Origin of the sequence: Microbacterium hydrocarbonoxydans (assembly GCF_000956475.1) — a bacterium.
Classification (GTDB): domain Bacteria; phylum Actinomycetota; class Actinomycetes; order Actinomycetales; family Microbacteriaceae; genus Microbacterium; species Microbacterium hydrocarbonoxydans_A.
The window spans coordinates 292,208-310,316 of the sequence record NZ_JYJB01000010.1 but is presented as its reverse complement, the minus strand read 5'-3'; the positions used below and the strand labels follow the sequence as shown (position 1 = coordinate 310,316).

Annotated in this window: 21 protein-coding genes; 13 read left to right on the top strand and 8 right to left on the bottom strand. The window is 68.4% G+C overall.

Annotated features, from left to right (window positions below):
* Window positions 1-66 precede the first annotated feature (66 nt).
* The 3 genes from RS84_RS14030 to RS84_RS14020 are packed head-to-tail and all read left to right on the top strand — an operon-like array spanning window position 67 to window position 3,631.
* Entirely contained in the window at window positions 67-2,067 is a 2,001-nt protein-coding gene (locus tag RS84_RS14030; RefSeq protein ID WP_045258429.1) for a GmrSD restriction endonuclease domain-containing protein, read from the top strand.
* A 1-nt stretch (window position 2,068) separates the two neighbouring features.
* On the top strand, window positions 2,069-3,295 hold the full coding sequence (locus tag RS84_RS14025; protein WP_045258428.1) for an alpha/beta fold hydrolase: 1,227 nt from the start codon (window positions 2,069-2,071) through the stop codon (window positions 3,293-3,295).
* Between the two features lie 54 nt (window positions 3,296-3,349).
* A complete protein-coding gene (locus RS84_RS14020; protein ID WP_052676379.1) occupies window positions 3,350-3,631 on the top strand; it encodes a hypothetical protein in 282 nt (93 codons plus the stop codon).
* Between the two features lie 64 nt (window positions 3,632-3,695).
* Here RS84_RS14020 and RS84_RS14015 read toward each other — a convergent pair whose 3' ends face one another.
* The 3 genes from RS84_RS14015 to glgA all read right to left on the bottom strand — a co-directional run bounded on the left by RS84_RS14015 (window position 3,696) and on the right by glgA (window position 6,023).
* The gene (locus RS84_RS14015; RefSeq protein ID WP_045258427.1) at window positions 3,696-3,950 is read right to left on the bottom strand and encodes a type B 50S ribosomal protein L31; all 255 of its coding nucleotides are present in this window, start codon (window positions 3,948-3,950) and stop codon (window positions 3,696-3,698) included.
* Window positions 3,951-4,034: 84 nt separating this feature from the next.
* Window positions 4,035-4,820 (bottom strand): ABC transporter ATP-binding protein, encoded by a 786-nt coding sequence (locus tag RS84_RS14010; RefSeq protein WP_045258426.1) that lies wholly within the window; start codon window positions 4,818-4,820, stop codon window positions 4,035-4,037.
* A gap of 18 nt (window positions 4,821-4,838) precedes the next feature.
* Entirely contained in the window at window positions 4,839-6,023 is a 1,185-nt protein-coding gene (gene glgA / locus RS84_RS14005) for a glycogen synthase (RefSeq protein ID WP_045258425.1), read from the bottom strand.
* 47 nt (window positions 6,024-6,070) lie between these two features.
* Between glgA and glgC the strand changes: the two genes are divergently transcribed.
* The 3 genes from glgC to RS84_RS13990 are packed head-to-tail and all read left to right on the top strand — an operon-like array spanning window position 6,071 to window position 8,732.
* Window positions 6,071-7,312: a glucose-1-phosphate adenylyltransferase gene (gene glgC, locus RS84_RS14000; RefSeq protein ID WP_045258424.1), complete on the top strand. Its 1,242-nt coding sequence runs from the start codon at window positions 6,071-6,073 to the stop codon at window positions 7,310-7,312.
* A gap of 46 nt (window positions 7,313-7,358) precedes the next feature.
* Window positions 7,359-7,994, top strand: coding sequence for a phosphoserine phosphatase SerB (gene serB, locus RS84_RS13995; protein ID WP_045258423.1), 636 nt, complete (start codon window positions 7,359-7,361; stop codon window positions 7,992-7,994).
* 33 nt (window positions 7,995-8,027) lie between these two features.
* The gene (locus tag RS84_RS13990; RefSeq protein ID WP_045258422.1) at window positions 8,028-8,732 is read left to right on the top strand and encodes an alpha/beta fold hydrolase; all 705 of its coding nucleotides are present in this window, start codon (window positions 8,028-8,030) and stop codon (window positions 8,730-8,732) included.
* Window positions 8,733-8,746: 14 nt separating this feature from the next.
* On the opposite strand, the gene fabG is transcribed toward RS84_RS13990, so the two are convergent.
* Window positions 8,747-9,457, bottom strand: coding sequence for a 3-oxoacyl-ACP reductase FabG (fabG, locus tag RS84_RS13985; RefSeq protein ID WP_045258421.1), 711 nt, complete (start codon window positions 9,455-9,457; stop codon window positions 8,747-8,749).
* A gap of 137 nt (window positions 9,458-9,594) precedes the next feature.
* On the opposite strand from fabG, the gene RS84_RS19215 reads away from it, so the two are divergent.
* The 4 genes from RS84_RS19215 to RS84_RS13965 are packed head-to-tail and all read left to right on the top strand — an operon-like array spanning window position 9,595 to window position 11,642.
* A complete protein-coding gene (locus tag RS84_RS19215; protein WP_152641838.1) occupies window positions 9,595-10,248 on the top strand; it encodes a DUF4190 domain-containing protein in 654 nt (217 codons plus the stop codon).
* 49 nt (window positions 10,249-10,297) lie between these two features.
* Window positions 10,298-10,648 (top strand): DUF3099 domain-containing protein, encoded by a 351-nt coding sequence (locus RS84_RS13975; RefSeq protein ID WP_082062200.1) that lies wholly within the window; start codon window positions 10,298-10,300, stop codon window positions 10,646-10,648.
* Window positions 10,645-10,839: a hypothetical protein gene (locus tag RS84_RS13970; RefSeq protein ID WP_045258420.1), complete on the top strand. Its 195-nt coding sequence runs from the start codon at window positions 10,645-10,647 to the stop codon at window positions 10,837-10,839. The genes RS84_RS13975 and RS84_RS13970 overlap by 4 nt, the downstream gene beginning before the upstream one ends.
* Window positions 10,836-11,642 (top strand): SURF1 family protein, encoded by an 807-nt coding sequence (locus tag RS84_RS13965; protein WP_045258419.1) that lies wholly within the window; start codon window positions 10,836-10,838, stop codon window positions 11,640-11,642. The genes RS84_RS13970 and RS84_RS13965 overlap by 4 nt, the downstream gene beginning before the upstream one ends.
* A 42-nt stretch (window positions 11,643-11,684) precedes the next feature.
* On the opposite strand, the gene RS84_RS13960 is transcribed toward RS84_RS13965, so the two are convergent.
* From RS84_RS13960 to RS84_RS13945, 4 genes are all read right to left on the bottom strand, one after another.
* Window positions 11,685-12,464 carry a hypothetical protein gene (locus RS84_RS13960; protein ID WP_082062199.1) on the bottom strand — a complete coding sequence of 260 codons (780 nt, stop codon included), beginning with the start codon at window positions 12,462-12,464 and terminating at the stop codon, window positions 11,685-11,687.
* A 69-nt stretch (window positions 12,465-12,533) separates the two neighbouring features.
* Window positions 12,534-12,968: a cupin domain-containing protein gene (locus RS84_RS13955; RefSeq protein WP_045259195.1), complete on the bottom strand. Its 435-nt coding sequence runs from the start codon at window positions 12,966-12,968 to the stop codon at window positions 12,534-12,536.
* Between the two features lie 2 nt (window positions 12,969-12,970).
* Complete coding sequence (locus RS84_RS13950) at window positions 12,971-13,549, bottom strand: pyridoxal 5'-phosphate synthase (protein ID WP_045258418.1); 579 nt, start codon at window positions 13,547-13,549, stop codon at window positions 12,971-12,973.
* A gap of 161 nt (window positions 13,550-13,710) precedes the next feature.
* Window positions 13,711-15,309, bottom strand: a complete 1,599-nt coding sequence (locus tag RS84_RS13945) for an ABC-F family ATP-binding cassette domain-containing protein (protein ID WP_045258417.1) — start codon at window positions 15,307-15,309, stop codon at window positions 13,711-13,713.
* Window positions 15,310-15,499: 190 nt separating this feature from the next.
* Here RS84_RS13945 and RS84_RS13940 point away from each other — a divergent pair, with 190 nt between their 5' ends.
* The 3 genes from RS84_RS13940 to RS84_RS13930 are packed head-to-tail and all read left to right on the top strand — an operon-like array spanning window position 15,500 to window position 18,056.
* Entirely contained in the window at window positions 15,500-16,120 is a 621-nt protein-coding gene (locus RS84_RS13940; RefSeq protein WP_045258416.1) for a DedA family protein, read from the top strand.
* A 5-nt stretch (window positions 16,121-16,125) separates the two neighbouring features.
* On the top strand, window positions 16,126-17,388 hold the full coding sequence (locus RS84_RS13935; RefSeq protein ID WP_052676377.1) for a sensor histidine kinase: 1,263 nt from the start codon (window positions 16,126-16,128) through the stop codon (window positions 17,386-17,388).
* Window positions 17,385-18,056, top strand: a complete 672-nt coding sequence (locus RS84_RS13930; protein WP_045258415.1) for a response regulator — start codon at window positions 17,385-17,387, stop codon at window positions 18,054-18,056. Before RS84_RS13935 ends, RS84_RS13930 begins: the two co-directional genes overlap by 4 nt.
* The last annotated feature ends 53 nt before the right edge of the window (window positions 18,057-18,109 follow it).

Sequence of the window (18,109 nt, the reverse complement as noted above, 5' to 3'; positions counted from 1 at the left end):
AGCCTAACAGCGCGACCTCGGAGCGCCCGGGATGGCCGCCGGGTTTATCCGCATAGACTTTTTCGCATGAGCACTGCCACCAATGTCGAGGCGACGGCTGTCAACACGATCGAGTGGCTCTCCGCCGGGAACACCACGATCGTGGTGCCCGTCTACCAGCGCCAGTACCGGTGGGACATCGGCGGATGCGAGCGGCTGCTCGCCGACGTCCGCGCCGTCGCGGACGAAGACGGCGGGCATCGCCACTTCATCGGCTCGATCCTCTCGGCGCACGATTCGTCCGACGCCGCGGATCTGATCCTGATCGACGGCCAGCAGCGCATCACCACGCTCATGCTTCTCGTCGCGGCCCTTCAGCACGCCGTCCGCGACAGCGATCCTGCCCTCGCCGATGAGCTGGCTCGAGTGCTCGTGCGCACCGACGACCCTGCACGCACCCGGCTCCGCCCGCACGACGCATGGGCGGATCTGTACGAGTCGGTCGTGCTGGATCGCAGGCTCGGTGCCGACCGGGAATCCCGCTTCGACGACAACTACGCGTTCTTCCGCAGTCAGGTCCAGGTCGACGAGGTTCCGCGGATCTGGCGCGGCCTGCAGCGGCTGGAGCACGTCTCGATCACTCTCGGGTCTGACGCGAACGCTCAGCAGATCTTCGAGAGCCTGAACTCCACCGGTGAGCCGCTGCGCGACCACGAGCTCATCCACAACTACATCCTGATGGGCCTCACCCACTCCGAGCAGCTCGAGGTCGAGGCGCGCTTCTGGCTTCCCATCGAGCAGCATACGGGCGAGGCGATCGGCGCCTTCTGGCGGCACTACCTCGTGATGACGACCGGCCGCGAGGTCGCGGCAGGCGGCGAGCACGGCGTGTACAGCGCGTTCCGCCAGTCGTTCCCGCGCGTCGACGTCGCACACCTCCAGGCGGATGCCGAGGTCTGGCGCCACTACGCGGAGATCTACGGCATCCTGCTCGATCCTTCCCAGGAGGCGGATGCCGGAATCGCACAGCAGCTGCGCTTCGTGAACACCTTCGGCCGTGCCGCGTATCCGCTGGTGATGAGCGTGTACAGCGACCACGCGCGGGGAGTCATCGCTCGTGACGAGCTCATCGAGACGCTCGAGTGGATCCAGGCGCTCTATCTGCGCCGCACGCTGGTGAACCTGCCCAACGAGCGCCTGGTCGCGCGCCTGTGCCGCGCCAGAGCCGAGGGACGTGACTCGCTCGCCCGCGCGGTCGCCCGCATCACGCCTTCGGACGAGCGGGTCAGTGCCGTGCTCAAGTATTCAGAGCTCCCCCATGCCGCCTACGTGCTCGGTCGTCTGGAAGGAGTCGACGAGCCTCTGGACTACGACGTGGAGAAGCTCGTTCCGGCCGTTCCCGGCGACAGCTGGTCCGGTGACGGCATCCGATCCTGGTCGGAGTACACCGACGACGAGCAGAACAGCCTGCGGGCCCTGGCCCCGACCCTCGGCAACCTCACCCTGCTCGAGCCGCGTCTCGCGGAACGCGTGTTCGGCGCCGCCTACCCGGTCAAGCGCGCCGAGGCCTACGCGCGCAGCTCCGTGCCGGCCACCAGGGAGCTGCAGTCGGTCGAGGTCTGGAGCTCCACCGCGATCACACAGCGCACCGTCCGGCTGACTGCCGAGCTGCTGCGGATCTGGGCGCGGCCCGCGCTGCCCGAGATCGACGACGACGGACTGACGCCGATCCTCGACGCCGTCCGGCGACGCGGCTGGCCGGCCGGCTGGGAGCGCGAGTTCGACTACGTCGAGTACCGCGGGGAGCGGTGGGAGGTGCCCAACGTCAAGTACCTCTTCAACCGGGTGATGCGGCGCGCGTGGACCGACACTCGTGAGGCGGCGCTGTCGTACTGCGCCAAGCACGGTGGACCGATCTACCGGGAGATGGCCTGGAAGGGGCAGTGGGACGAGCTCGACGAGTCGCACTTCCTCTACATGGGTTGGGATTCCAACTACATGATGAACGCCGTCCAGGGCGTTCTCGAGGAGTCCGGCCTGGCATCCGAGGTGTTCGTGAAGTACTCCTACATAGGCAACGTGATGTGACATGAACGACCTGACGATCGACGAGCACACGCTCACCGTCCCTCTGGTGTGGTCGGATCCCTCCGACACCCGCACGATCGACATCTTCGCCCGCGTCGTGTCCCGCGAAGGCGGTGAGGCTCTGCCCTACCTCGTCTTCCTGCAGGGCGGTCCCGGTCACGAGGCGCCCCGTCCCTTCCACTCCTCGCCGTCACCGGCCTGGCTCGACGAAGCCCTGGCCCATTACCGCGTGGTCATGCTCGACCAGCGCGGCACCGGACTCTCCTCCCCCGTCGGCGATGCCGACCTCGGCCGCGGCACTGCCGCGATGGCCGAGCATCTCACGCACCTACGTGCCGACGCGATCGTGCGGGACTGCGAGGCGATGCGCGAGCACCTCGGAGCCGACCGATGGAGCGTGCTCGGCCAGTCCTTCGGAGGCTTCACGACGCTCGCGTATCTCTCCACCGATTCCGCTTCGCTGGACGAGGTCTTCATCACCGGCGGGCTCAGCACGGTCACCCGCTCGGCGGACGAGGTGTACGCGGTCTGCTACGACAAGATGCGCTCGGCATCCGAGAACTACTATCGTCGCTTCCCCGACCATCGCGACGTCATGCGGCGGCTGGTCGACCATGCGGATGCCGGCGACATCGTGCTTCCCGACGGTGAGGTCGTCTCGGCATCGCGTCTGCGCTCGGTCGGGTCGGCTCTCGGCACGGACGACGGCTGGCAGACGGTCTGGTCGTTGCTGGAGCGCGATCCCTCGTCGAACGCCTTCCGCTACGACCTCATGCATGCGATGCCCTTCGGCGGCCGCAATCCCCTGTACTTCGCGTTCCATGAGTCGAGCTACGCGAGCGGCCAGGCCACCCGCTGGTCGGCCGAACGGGTCGAGCCCGACGACTTCCGTGACGACGTCACGCTGTTCACCGGCGAGCACATCCGCAGCGAGTGGACGGAGACCGTTCCCGCGTTCCAGCCCTGGCGAGAGGTGGCACTCGAGCTCGCCGAGTTCGAGTGGCCGACGATCTACGATGCCGAAGCCATCGCCGCATCCGGCGCCACTGGCGCGGCTGCGATCTACGTCAACGATGTCTACGTGCCGCTCGAGTTCTCGCTGGAGACCGCGCGACTCCTGCCCGGCGTGCACACGTGGGTCACAAGCGAACACGAGCACAACGGGCTGCGCTCCGGTCCTGTGCTGTCGCGACTGATCGATCTCGCGCACGGGCGTCGCCTGCGCTGAGCATCCACCGCACGGGGGATGCCGGAGCCTTCTGATTGCGTCTAGCCTGGGCTCGTGGGCGACGTGCTGGGATACCTCGTGACCGTCGCGATCCTCCTGCTGATCGCGACAGCGGTCGTCGCCGGCGTCGTGATCGCTTATGCGAAGGTCCCGATCGAGAAGAAGTACGAGAACGCCGGCGGCGGGTTCGGCGGCGCCTTCGACGCGATCTGGATGCCGTCGGCGCACGAGGCGGGAATGGAGCGCGATCGTCAGACCAAGCGCACGGCACCCGCCCCGTCGCCCGGGGATCCGCCCGACACCATCGATCAGGGCCGCATCACGCTCGATCTCTGAAGGCGTTGAGAACGGCGAAGGCCCCGCTCTCCGAGGAGAACGGGGCCTTCAAGGCGGGGGGGTCTTACTTGGAGCCGCCGAAGCCCTTGAAGCGCTGGTTGAACTTCTCGACGCGACCGGCCGAGTCCATGATGCGCTGCTTGCCCGTGTAGAACGGGTGCGAAGCCGAGGAGATCTCGACGTCGATGACGGGGTACTCGACACCGTCCAGCTCGATGGTCTTGTCGCTGGTCACGGTGGAGCGGGTGAGGAAGGTCTCGCCCGAGCCGAGGTCGCGGAACACGACTGCCTGGTAGTCGGGGTGGATGTCAGTCTTCATGGGATTCCTTAGCTATGCCCTGGATTGTGCCAGAGTCGGGGAAGTCTGCGGTGCAGAGAGCACCAAGGATCGATTCTAGCAGAATCAGGATACTGCGCGCGCCGCGAAGCGACCTTCATCGGCGGTGAGCACGATCGGCATGCCGAACGTCTCCGTCAGCGCCTCGGCGGTGAGGGCGTCGGCGATCGGGCCCGCGGCGACGACCCGGCCCTCACGGATCAGCAGCACGTGGGTGAAGCCCACGGGGATCTCCTCGACGTGGTGCGTGACCATGAGCATCGCGGGCGTCGTCGGCGACGACGCGAAACCGCTGAGCAGACCCAGCAGCTCTTCACGCGAGCCGAGATCGAGCGACGCGGTCGGCTCATCGAGCAGCAGCAGCTCGGGGTCTGTCATCACGGCCCTGGCGATCTGCACGCGCTTCTGCTCGCCGTCGCTGAGCGTGCCGAACAGTCGATCTGCCAGATGCTCGAGCTTCCAGTCCGCGAGCACGCGCAGCGCGCGGCGGTCGTCAATGCCCTCGTACTCCTCGTTCCAGCGCCCGAGGACCGAATACGCGGCCGTGAGCACCGCGTTCAGCACGGTCTCGTCCCGGGGAATGCGCTTGGCGAGGGCCGAGGAGGCGAATCCGATGCGCGGACGAACGTCGAAGACATCCGTCCGGCCGAGCGTCTCCCCCAGCACCTCGACGGTTCCGGACGTCGGATGCATGAGCGTGTCGGCGAGCTGGAGCAGCGTGGTCTTACCGGCGCCGTTGGGTCCGAGCACAACCCAGCGCTGGTCGTCCTGCACCTGCCAGCTCACGTGATCGATGATGTTGCGCCCTTCGCGGCGCACGACGACGTCGGTGAATTCCAGAGCGCGTGGCATGCTGCCAAGCCTATCGGCTCAGTCGGTCAACTCCTCGTAGAGCGCACGCGTGGTGTCGGCGATCGCGCCCCAGCTGAACTCGCTCTTGGCGCGCTCCCGACCGGCCTCTCCGTACGCCTTGGCCTTCTCAGGATCCGCAGCGACTTCAGTGAGGACGGCGGCCAGGTCTGCGACGTACTTCTCCGGATCGACGGGGGTGCCGGTTCCGTCCTGAACCTGGTCGATCGGCACCAGACGACCCGTGACGCCGTCGGCGACGACCTCGGGGATGCCGCCGGTCGCGGTGCCGACGACGGCGGCGCCGCAGGCCATGGCCTCGAGGTTCACGATGCCGAGCGGCTCGTAGACCGACGGGCAGACGAACGTCGTGGCGGCCGTGAGGATGGCCGAGAGCTCGTCGCGTGGCAGCATCCGCTCGATCCAGATCACTCCGTCCCGAGTCTGCTGCAGCAGACGCACGCCCTCCTGCACCTCCGCCATGATCTCGGGGGTGTCCGGCGCGCCGGCGCACAGGATCAGCTGCACGTCAGCGGGCAGCCGGCTCGCCGCCTGCAGCAGGTACGGCAGCCCCTTCTGCCGGGTGATGCGCCCCACGAACACCACGGAAGGGCGGTTCGGATCCATGCCGATGGAGGCCAGGAACTCCGGGTTCCGCACAGGTCGCCAGCGCTCGACGTCGATGCCGTTGTGGATCACGCGCACCTTCGCCGGGTCGACGTTCGGGTAGCTGCGCAGGATGTCGTTGCGCATCCCTGCACTGACGGCGATGACGGCCGCGGCGTTCTCATAGGCGAGCTTCTCGATGCCACTGGAGACCGCGTAGCCGCCGCCGAGCTGCTCGGCCTTCCACGGCCGGAGCGGCTCGAGGCTGTGCGCCGTGAGCACGTGCGGGATGCCGTGCAGCTGGGATGCGATGTGCCCCGCGAAGTTCGCATACCAGGTGTGGCTGTGCACGAGGTCGGCATCCGAGATCGCCGACACGATCTCGAGATCCGTGCCGAGGGTCTGCAGCGCAGCATTGGCGCCCGCGAGTTCGGAGGGCGCTCGGTACGCGTACGTTCCCGCTTCATCGCGGGGCGCGCCGAAGGCCCGGACACTCACGTCGATGCGCTGTCGAAGGGCTGCGACCAGCTCCGCGACGTGCACCCCGGCACCGCCGTAGATCTCCGGCGGGTACTCCTTCGTGATCATTTCAACTCGCATGTGCGAAACGCTAGTACACGGCGGGATCGGCACTCTAGGGTGGAGCCATGTCCGCACCAAAGAAGATCTTCGGCATCATCCTCGCCGGCGGCGAGGGCAAGCGACTCATGCCCCTCACGGCCGACCGGGCAAAACCTGCGGTGCCGTTCGGCGGACAGTATCGATTGATCGATTTCGCGATCTCGAACCTCATCAACTCCGGTCTGAGACAGATCGTGGTCCTCACGCAGTACAAGTCGCACAGCCTCGACCGTCACATCTCCCAGACCTGGCGCATGTCCGCGCTTCTGGACTCCTACGTCGCCTCGGTGCCTGCACAGCAGCGCCTCGGCAAGCGCTGGTTCTCCGGCTCGGCCGACGCGATCCTGCAGAGCCTGAACCTGATCAACGACGAGAAGCCCGACATCGTGGTCGTGATCGGCGCCGACCACGTCTATCGCATGGACTTCCAGCAGATGCTCGACGCGCACATCGCCTCGGGCGCGAAGGCGACGGTCGCCGGCATCCGTCAGCCTCTCGCTCTCGCCTCGCAGTTCGGCGTCATCGATGCCGACACGGACACAGGGCGGATCAAGCAGTTCCTCGAGAAGCCGACGGAGATCGAGGGCCTGCCGGATGCACCGCACGAGGTGCTGGCATCCATGGGCAACTACATCTTCGACGCCGACGCGCTGATCGCCGCCGTCGAAGCCGACGGCGAGTCGCCCACCTCCGGGCATGACATGGGCGGCGACATCGTGCCGTATTTCGTCGAGCGCAGTGAAGCCGGCTACTACGACATGAAGCAGAACGAGGTGCCGGGCTCCTCGCCGCGCGACCGCTCCTATTGGCGAGACGTGGGTACCATCGACTCGTTCTTCGATGCCCACATGGATCTGATCTCCACCCTGCCGGTGTTCAACCTGTACAACATGGAATGGCCGATCCACTCGCAGGCCGTGAACTCGCCGCCCGCGAAGTTCGTGCGCGATTCCGTCGGGCGCATCGGCAACGCGATCGACTCGATCGTCTCGCTGGGCTGCGTGCTCTCCGGGACCCACGTGGAACGCAGCGTCGTCGGGCCGTGGACTCTCGCCGGAGGCGGCTCCACCATCACCGACTCGGTGCTGTTCGACCACGTCCGCGTCGGCGCTGGCGCCCGCGTTCATCGCGCGATCCTCGACAAGAACGTCGTCCTCGCCGACGGCGCCACCGTCGGGGTCGATCGAGAGCGTGACCTGGCTCGCGGGTTCACGGTGACCGATTCGGGCATCACCGTCGTCGGCAAGGGCGTCTTCGTCGACCGCTGACGTCATCCGTCACGCGAGGCGCGCGGCGGTCGCTAGGCTCGAGCCTGTGACTGCCGCGCGCTTCCTCGTCGTCCTCGATGCCGATTCCACGCTCATCCGCAACGAGGTGATCGAGCTTCTCGCCGACGAGGCCGGCCGGCGCGCCGAGGTGCAGGCGGCCACCGAGGCAGCCATGCGTGGCGACGTCGACTTCGCCGCCAGCCTGCGCTCGCGCGTCGCGGCTCTCGTGGGTGTTCCGGTGTCGGCGTTCGAGCGCGTGCGCGCACGCATCGAGCCGACGCCGGGTGTGCGCGAGCTCACCGCCGCCGTGCACGAGCGCGGCGGGGTCGTCGGTGTCGTGTCGGGCGGGTTCCACGAGATCCTTGACGGCATCGCCCCCGGCCTGGGCGTCGACCGCTGGCGGGCGAACCGGCTCGAGGTGGTCGACGGCGCCCTCGCCGGACGGGTGGACGGCGAGATCGTGGATGCCGAGGCCAAGGCCGCCTCGCTGCAGGCGTGGGCCTCGGAACTCGGCGTGCCGCTGCGGTCGACCATCGCGATCGGCGACGGTGCGAACGACCTGAAGATGATGGCGGTCGCGGGACTCGGCCTGGCGTTCAACGCCAAGCCCGCCGTGCGCGCCGCGGCATCGCTGGTCATCGGCCCTCAGGACCTCAGCGAGGTCATCGCGCTGCTGCCCTAGCCAGCGTCGGAGGTCCGCGCTACTCTCACCGGCATGGACATCATCCTCATCCCCGGACTCTGGCTCGACGCATCCAGCTGGAACGAGGTGATCCCCTCCCTCGAGAGCGCGGGCCATCGCGTTCACGCGCTGACCATGCCGGGACTCGGCGCCCCGGCATCCGAATCATCCGGGATCGGCATCGCCGACTGGGTGGCGACGGGCGCCGCCGCGGTCGACGCGGTGGACGCGGTGGACGGCCCGGTCGTGGTCGTCGGGCACAGCGGCGGCGGCAACGTCGCGTGGGGCGTCGCGGATGCGCGGGCGGACCGTGTGTCCCGTGTGGTGTTCGTCGACACCGTGCCTCCGCCGCCCGGCAGCGGGATCAGCGAGTTCGAGGTCACGGACGGCGTGATCCCTTTCCCCGGATGGGACTTCTTCCCGGAGGAGGACATCCACGACCTCGATGAGGCGACACGCGCCCGCACCGCCGCTCTCGCCCTGAGCGTGCCGGCGAGGGTGCCGACCGACCCCATCGCGCTGGGCGACGACCGCCGTCACAGCATCCCGGTCACACTGCTGATGGGCGGGCTCGATCGGGAATCGCTCGAATCCGTCCTCGCGCAGTGGGGCGCCTACGCCGACGAGTTCCGCGCGATAGAGCAGGCAGAGGTCATCCGTCTCGGTTCAGGGCACTGGCCGCAGTTCTCGATGCCCACACTCCTCGCCGAGCTCATCTCCGAGGCCGCCTCGCGCTGATCCAGCCGCAGGGCTCAGTGCCCCATCCCGAGTCCGCCGTCGACAGGGATGACGGCGCCGGAGATGTAGCCGGCGTCGTCGCCCGCGAGCCACGTGACGACGCCCGCCACCTCGTCGGGCGTCGCGAAACGGCCGGCCGGGATGTTCGCCTTGTACTGCTTCTGCGTCTCTTCGGGCAGCTCGGCAGTCATGTCGGTCTCGATGAATCCTGGGGCGACGACGTTGGCGGTGATGCCGCGACCGCCGAGTTCGCGCGTGAGCGAACGCGCGAAGCCGACGAGAGCGCTCTTCGAGGCGGAGTAGTTGACCTGGCCCGCGGAGCCGTACAGACCGACCACGCTCGAGATCAGGATGACCCGCCCGAAGCGCGCGCGCAGCATGCCCTTGGACGCGCGCTTGACCACGCGGAAGGTGCCGCCCAGGTTGGTCGCGACCACGCTGTCGAAGTCGTCCTCGCTCATGCGCAGGAGCAGGGTGTCCTTGGTGATTCCCGCGTTCGCGACCACGATCTCCACCGGTCCCAGCTGCTGCTCCACCTCGGTGAATGCGGCGTCGAGAGCGGCAGCATCCGTCACGTCCGCACGAACGGTGAGAGTGCCTTCGGGTCCCTCGCCGCTGCGGGCGGTCACGGCGACCTTGTAGCCGTCGCGCACGAAGCGCTCGGCGATGGAGAAGCCGATGCCTCGGTTGCCTCCCGTGACGAGGACGACGCGCTGAGAACTCATTTCCACTCCTGATCTGACGGAACGACGGCCGACGGCCGGACGGATCGATCCTATCGAGGATGCCGCGCGCGGTCGGGCGACGAGGTTTGACAGAACGAGGGCCTGCTGAAACCCTGAACCCGACGAAAGGCGCCGACGTGAGCGACAGCACCATTCCCCCGTACGCCTCCGACCCGGGTTCCGCCGTGGTGCCGCCGCGGCCTCCCGCACCCCCGGCACCGCCGGCACCCTCCTCGCAAGCCGCTCCTGCAGCCGCGGCGCCAGCGGGGCCGCCGCCGCCACCGGTCTATGGCGTCGCTCCCCAGCAGTTCGGCGCTGCGGTCGTTCCCCCGTCCGGCGCGGTCCAGCCGTACGCGGCCCCCGCGCAGCCGTACGCGGCTCCGGTACAGCCGTACGCGGCTCCGGCGCAGCCGTACGCGGCTCCGGTACAGCCGTACACGGCTCCCGTGCAGCCGTATGGCGGGTACCCGCAGTACGCTCCCGTCGCCTATGCGCCGCCGCGTCCCAACAGCGGACTCGCGATCACGTCGCTGATCTGCGGGATCGCCGGGCTCGTGCTGTTCTGGCTCTGGCTTCCGGTGATCGCATCCATCGTGGCGGTGATCACGGGTCACATGGCCCTCAAGCAGACCAAGAACAACCCCGCACTCGGTGGTCGCGGGATGGCCATCGGCGGCCTGATCACCGGGTACATCGGTGTCGGAATCATGGTCGCCCAGATCATCATCGGCATCCTGGTCTTCCTCGCCTTCGGCGCCTTCACGATCCCGTTCCTGGTCGAGTACAGCTGACGCATCGAGGCACGCCCCTGCACGCGCAGCGGCGTAGGCTGGATGCATCGTGAAGAAGAAGCGTCTGGTGCCCGCCGTCACCTCCCTGCCGCAGTCGCCGCGGGACGAGGCCGACCATCGTGTGCGCCGATACGCCCTGACGATGACGATCCGCATCCTCTGCTTCGGTCTCATGGTGCTCGTGCAGCCCTATGGCTGGTACACCTGGGTGTTCGCGATCGCGGCCGCCGTGCTGCCGTACATCGCGGTCGTGTTCGCGAACGCGGGCAGCGACAGCACCGAGACGACCGCCGAGTCGCCGGTGCAGCAGATCGAGGCTCCGGTCGTCGTCCAGGCCCCTGCGGAAGCCGTCGATCCGTCGATCATCACGATTCACGAGAGCCGGCAGGACAAGGAGTGAACGAGCTGGTCTGCTCCCGCGCCGGATGCCGGAACGCGGCGACGAAGCACGTCGTGTGGCGCAATCCGCGCATCCATTCGGCAGATCGGGAGAAGATCTGGCTCGCCTGTGACGAGCACGCCGCGTTCCTGTACGACTACCTCGCCGCGCGGGACTTCCCGGCCGCACTGCGCGACGGTGTGCCCGCATGAGAGACCGGATGCTGCGCTGGAGCGTCTACGTGCTGATCGCGATCGGTTTCGCGGTGGCGTGCGTGTTCCTCTCGCACTGGCAGTTCGACCGTAACGCCGCGCGCTCCGAGCAGATCGCGCTCGTCGAAGCGAACTACGACGCCGAAGCGGTGCCGCTCGCCGACCTGATCGGCTCCGACGGCGTGTTCCATCCCCAGGACGAGTGGCACCCGGTGGCGCTGCATGGCGAGTATCTCGCTGAAGAGCAGCTCCTGGTCCGCAACAGGCCGCACGGCGGCACGAGCGCGTTCGAGGTGCTGGTTCCGTTCCAGACCGATGACGGCCGCGTGCTCATCGTCGATCGCGGTTGGGTGGCGCCCGGCTCCGGCGATGCGCCGGATGCGGTACCCGCGCCCCCGAGCGGCACGGTCGACGTGGTCGTGCGCCTGCGCGACGGCGAGGCAGCTGCGCCGGCGCGGGGCGCTCCCCCGGGCCAGGTGGCGACGATTCATCTGCCGACCATCGCCGACATGGTCGGCGGTGACGTCGTGACGGGCGCCTACGGGCAGCTGGTCAGCGAAACGCCCCCCGCACCCGCGCTCGGCTCGTTCGACTCGCCCACCGACGACCCCGGGCCGCATCTGTCGTACGCGATCCAGTGGATCCTGTTCGCGGTGATGGGCTTCATCTTCATCGGCTACATCATCCGCACCGAGATCGTGAAGCATCGCGAAGATCTCGAGGATCGGCCGGTGCGCGAGAAGAAGAAGCGCAGCCGCGACAGGGACGCCGACGTCGAGGACGAACTGCTCGACGCTCACTAGGAGTCCGTCTTGTGGGCTCGAACGCTCTCGGGTGCGGAGTCCTCAGTGGTCCCACGCGCGGACGCGGTGGATCGTGGCCGTCTTCGGATACGTGCCGCCGGCCGGTCCGATCTCGAACAGGTCGATCAGCAGGATCATCGGATAGTCGGGAGCCTGGGCCAGCCGACGGAGCACACGCCCCTCGCATCCGATGATCGTCTTCCCCTCACCCCAGATGACCGTCCACGTGTGCGGCCTGCTCGCGTCGAACGGCAGCACGACCTCTGCCATATCCGTGCGCAGCCGCCGATCGTGATGGGCCTTGATCCCGGAACGGGCCCTGCTTGATTCCCCTACCGCATCGGCGTCGATCTCGAAGACGCAGATCTCGCTGGAATCGTCAGGAGATGAATGCTCCGTGCCCACCAGCCACGCGGCGAGCATGCAGGCGCGGTCTGTGCTGGCGGACACCGTGAGGTCGATCCGACCTCGCTCCGGCGCGAACATCACGCGGGTGGGAGTCTCCGTGCGCACCACCAGACCGTCGGGGCGGTGCCTGTGCGTGCCCCGCGCAGAGCCGAGCGGTCCGGCGAAGACGCCGGTCTGCAGGTTGGAGACGCGCAGGGGCGCGTCTTCGGGGCGCCAGTCGAGCTGATCCTCATCGATGCGCAGCTCGAGCCCCTCGGGCCTCGTCGAATACCGCGCGGCGGAGCGCTCCGGCACGCTCCAGTGCGGCAGGTAGTGCGCGATCCAGCGGGCGGGATCCACGTCCCGGGAGAAGTCGTCGTCGAAGACGGGGTCTGTACGGGGAGGGTCAGGCAGACGATCGTGTGGCTCGAGCACGCATCATGCTCTCATGAGCCGCCGACATGTCCCGTCTTCGCGCACGCAGCCGTTCGGTTCGCTGCTCACTCAGTCCGTCCAGGGCATCGGTCGCTCCGGAAGCCGAGAGCTGTCATCCGGAAGACGAGGCAGCTCTTCACCACCGGCTCGGATGCAGAGCCAGCGCAGCTCGCCCTCGCTGTCGGGGCGCGCTCGCCAGGTGCGCGCGACGCCCTGCCCGACGCGCACGACGGTGCCCGGCCCGACCTCGACGACGACGTCGTCCAGCCCCATCTGTCCGCGCCCGCCGAGGAAGACGTAGACCTCTTCGACTCGCTGGTGCACATGCCAGTACCCCGCTTCTTCTCCCGGGACGAGCGCATTCGCCGTCATCCCGATGTACTGCATGGTCAGCTCGTGATCGATCACCCGTCGGCCGTCGCGCGAGCGCGTCTCATCGAATCCTCCGAAGTGTCCGCGCCATTGCTCGAGCGCGCCGATCTCCGTCACCTGGTACCCGGTCATCGTCATCCCTTCCCTCCGTCGATCGATCTCTGCCAGCCGCCGTCGGCGGCGCCGAACACGATTCTGGTGTGGTCGCGATCGACGGCGCCGTGCCAGAACTCGACCCGGCGGGGAACGACACGCCACAGCGTCCACTCGCCATCGGCGATGCCGGCTCGGGATGCAGCGGATCGTGCGGCGAGATCGGCTGCGCTCTCGGCCGCGGACGCCTCCATGACGGCGCCGCGTACACGCACAGCCCGCATCTGCGGCTGCCACCAGAAGTTCAGGGCAGCCATCGGCTGAGCCGCCAGCTGCAGGGCCTTGCGAGACGAACGCTGCGAAGCGAACGCCCACCCGCGCTCATCGACGTCCTTGAGGATCAGCGTTCTCGCATCGGGCAGCCCATCCGCGTCGACGGTCGCCAGCGTCATGGCATGAGGTTCGTCCACGCCCCCGTCGATCGCCGTCGCCAGCCAGTCGAGGAACAGCACGACGGGATCGTCTGGCAAGGCGTCGACGTCGAGCGACGGGGATCGGCCGCTGAGCGCTGGTTGGGCGCGCAGCCATGCAGCGACGTCCGTGCGACGATCCTCCGGCATGTGCTCCACATTAGAGCGCTCCGAGAGCATCCGCTCTCACCGCCGCCATGCTCGCGAGAACCGCCTTGCGGATCGAGACCCGCTTTCGCGCGCGACCTCCTGGGCAGGAAGGCCGGTGTCGTGCGGAATCCGGGAGGTCACGCCACCCGGCGCGAACTCGGCTACGCGAGCTCGATCAGGTCCTGGTACTCCTGGCTCCAGATGTCCTCGACGCCGTCAGGCAGGATGAGCACGCGCTCCGGGTTCAGCGACTGCACCGCGCCGGGGTCGTGCGAGACGAGCACGACCGCGCCTTCGTAATGAGCGAGCGCGCCGAGGATCTCCTCGCGCGAGGCGGGGTCGAGGTTGTTGGTCGGCTCGTCGAGAAGCAGCAGGTTGGCGGATGACACGACCAGCGTCGCCAGCGACAGGCGCGTCTTCTCGCCGCCGGAGAGCACGCCGGCGGGCTTGAGCACGTCGTCGCCCGTGAACAGGAACGAGCCCAGGACCTTGCGTGCCTCGGTCTCGGTGATGTGCGGGGCCGCGGAGACCATGTTCTCGAGCACCGAGCGGTTGACGTCGAGGTTCTCGTGCTCCTGCGCGTAGTAGCCGACCTTGAGGCCGTGCCCCGGCTCGAGCTGCCCGGTGTCGGGCTGGTCGACGCCCGCCAGCATGCGCAGCAGGGTGGTCTTGCCCGCGCCGTTGAGGCCGAGCACCACGACCTTCGATCCACGGTCGATCGCGAGGTCGACGTCTGTGAAGATCTCCAGCGAGCCATAGGACTTCGACAGGCCCGACGCCATGAGCGGCGTCTTGCCGCACGGTGCCGGCTTCGGGAAGCGCAGCTTGGCGACGCGGTCTTCCTGCCGCACCTCATCGAGGCCCGCCAGAAGCTTCTCGGCGCGGGCGATCATCTGGTGGGCTGCGGCAGCCTTCGACGCCTTGGCGCCGAAGCGCGCGGCCTGCTGCTGGAGCGTGGTGGCCTTCTTCTCGGCGTTCGCGCGCTCCTTCTTGCGGCGCTCCTCATCGGCCACCCGCTGGCGCAGGTAGTTCTTCCAGTTCATGTTGTACGTGTCGATGATCTGACGGTTCGCGTCGAGATAGAAGACGCGGTTGACCGTCTCGCCGACGAGCTCGACATCGTGGCTGATCACGATCAGCCCGCCCTTGTAGTTCTTGAGGAACTCGCGGAGCCACACGACGCTGTCCGCGTCGAGGTGGTTGGTCGGCTCGTCGAGGATCATCGTGTCGGCATCGGAGAACAGGATGCGTGCCAGCTCGATACGGCGGCGCTGTCCACCGGAGAGGGTCTTCAGCGGCTGGTCGAGGATGCGGTCGGGCAGCGAGAGGTTGTTCGCGATGGACGCGGCCTCCGCCTCGGCGGCGTAGCCGCCCTGTCCCTCGAACTGCTCGGTGAGGCGCGCGTAGCGCTTCATCGCCTTCTCGGCGACCGCCGGGTCATCCGATCCCATCGCCACCGTCGCCTCGGCCATGCCGAGTGCCAGCGAGCCGAGGCCCCGGGCATCGAGGATACGCGTGCGCGCAAGCATCTCGGGATCCCCCGAGCGCGGGTCCTGCGGGAGATAGCCGAGCTCGCCCGAGCGGGTGACGCTGCCACCCGACGGCAGGAGGTCTCCGGCGAGCACCTTCGTCAGCGTGGTCTTGCCGGCGCCATTGCGCCCGACGAGTCCGATCTTGTCTCCGTCGGAGACGCGGAACGAGACGTTCTCCATGAGCAGGCGTGCGCCAACGCGGATCTCGAGTTCGTGCACGGCGAGCACAGCGGGACGTCCGATCGTTCAGGGGTGGTTGACAGGCCGAGCGGCCGACCTCCCAGTATAGATCGCCACGGCTGTGCGTTCCGCCGGAAGCTCGGGCCGACGCCCGATCGGGAGATGTCCCTCTGCGGAGGGATGCGGTCGATACTCCAGGGTGATGCCCCGGATGGCGCCCTGTTCGTACCGTCGAGATGTGGACGTCATCAACGAACTCATCCTGCAGACTGTCGCCTCTCCCTGGCTCTACCTCGTGCTGTTCGCAGTCACGATCATCGACGGGTTCTTCCCGCCGGTTCCGAGCGAGACGGTGCTCGTCGCGGCCGCAGCGGTCGCCGTCTCCGCCGGCGACCTCTGGATGCTCGTGCCGCTCGGTCTCATCGCGGCTCTCGGCGCCGCGATCGGAGACAACATCGCGTTCGCCATCGGACGGAAAGTGGGCACGACGCGCTTCGCATGGATGCGACGTCCTCGCATCAGGGCCGCGTTCGCCCATGCGGAGAAGGCGCTCGATCAGCGCAGCGCCGCGCTCATCCTCGGCGCCCGCTACATCCCGGTGGGGCGGGTGGCGGTGAACATGTCGGCCGGTGCGCTCGGCTTCCCGTGGCGCCGATACCTCCCGCTGAGCGTCTTCGCCGGAATCAGCTGGAGCGCGCTGAGCATCCTGATCGGCCTCTTCGCCGGGTCGTGGATCAAGGATCAGCCGCTGATCAGCGCAGGCATCGGCATCGGCATCGCGCTCGTCCTCGGCATCGTGGTGGATCGGCTCACGGCTGCCCGGCGCCGACGCGCCGCCGAGTTGCAGATGGCAGGATGACAGACATGGCACGACGACGCAGGCGTGCGGAGCGCGCTCCGCGTACCCGCCGGACCAGGCGCATCAGCCGCCGCGCCGCCGCGCTCGCAGCGGTGTGCGCGGCCGTCGTCGCGCTCTTCGCGGTGCTCGTTCCCGTTCAGACATCGCTCTACGGCACTCCCCTGCCTCTCTCCTTCATTCTCGGCGCCGCGCTGTGCGCCTCGCCCCTGCTGGCGCTGTCCCATCCTCGCCGCGCCCTGGCCGTATTCGCCGGCGCCGCCCTGATCCTGCCTCTCATCGTGTCGCAGTCGCTCGCGATCGGCGCTCCCTGGCCGTGGTCTGTTCCGGCGCTGCTCGCCTTCGTGCTCCTGGTCGGCACAGTGACGCTCCTCCACGGCGCACGGCTCGGCGCGTTCGCGCTCGGCGTCGGGGCCGTGGCTTCTCTCACCGCTCCTGTGCTGCGACCCGACATCGTGTCGACCGCCGCGACGGCTGCCAGCGCCACGGCCAACCTCGTCGTGACAGAGTCGGTCGCGAGCGCCATGTTCCTGTTCGCGGCGCTGCTCGCCGGGCGACTGCGCGTCGGCGCCGAACTGACCAGGGAGCGCGAGCACGCAGCGCTCGAGGAGTCCCGGCGCGCGCTTGTCGAAGAGCGCACCCGCATCGCCCGCGAGCTGCACGATGTCATCGCGCACAGCCTGTCGATGGTGCAGGTGCAAGCGTCCACCGCCCGTTACCGCCTGACTGAGATCGGGCCCGAGGCTGCGGCGGAGTTCAACAGCATCGCCGCGACCGCTCGCGAGTCGCTCACCGAGATGCGACGGATGCTGGGGGTGCTGCGCACCGAGGATCAGACCGCCGAGCTCGCTCCGCAGCAGGGCATCGCCGAGCTCCCCGCTCTCGTCGACACCGTACGGCGCGCGGGTGTCACGGTGGGGCTCGAGATCACGGGCGACAGCGCTGCCGCCCCGGCCACCGTGCAGATCGCCGCCTTCCGCATCACTCAGGAGGCCCTGAGCAACGCTGTCCGCCATGCGGCCGGAGCACCCGTGACCGTGCGAATCCAGACCGACGCGACCGCCGTCGGCATCCGCGTCCGGAATGCGGCGCCGTCCGTTTCCTCGCCCGCCCCGACCGGGCACGGCCACGGCCTTCGCGGCATGCGCGAACGCGCCGAACTCCTCGGCGGAACGCTGACAGCCGGAGAGACCTCTGAAGGCGGCTGGGAAGTCACCGCCGCACTCCCCCTCACCGAGCCCGCCGCCACCGCCACTCAGGAGACCTCGTGACCATCAGCGTCCTCATCGCCGACGACCAGGCCATGGTGCGAGCCGGATTCGCCGCCCTGCTGGGTGCCCACGAGGGCATTCGCGTCGCAGGGGAGGCGGCCGACGGCGCCGAGGCGGTCGCACTTTCTGCGCGACTCGATCCCGACGTCATCCTGATGGATGTGCGGATGCCGGAAGTCGACGGCATCGAGGCGACCCGCCGCATCCTCGGGCCGTCTTACCCTGCGGCTCACGTGCCGCGGATCATCATGCTCACCACCTTCGACATCGACGACTACGTCTACGACGCGCTCGAGGCCGGCGCGAGCGGCTTCCTGCTCAAGGATGCGCTGCCGGAAGAGCTCGTGCACGCGGTGCGGGTGGTCGCGGGCGGCGATGCGCTGCTCGCGCCGAGTGTGACGCGCCGCATGATCGAGCAGTTCGCCGGTCGGAGACCACGCACGCCTCGTGCGAGCTCGGCCCTGAACGAGCTCACCGAGCGCGAACGAGAGGTGCTCGTGCTGATCGGGAGGGGCCGCTCGAACTCCGAGATCGCGACGGACCTCTTCATCGCCGAGCAGACGGTGAAGACGCACGTGGGCAAGGTGCTCTCGAAGCTCGCGCTGCGCGACCGGGTGCATGCCGTGATCCTCGCCTACGACACCGGCCTGGTCGAGCCGTCATCCTGAGTACGGGCCACCGCCGGCCGGGTCTCCCCCCACGGTAGGGGGCGAGACCGCAC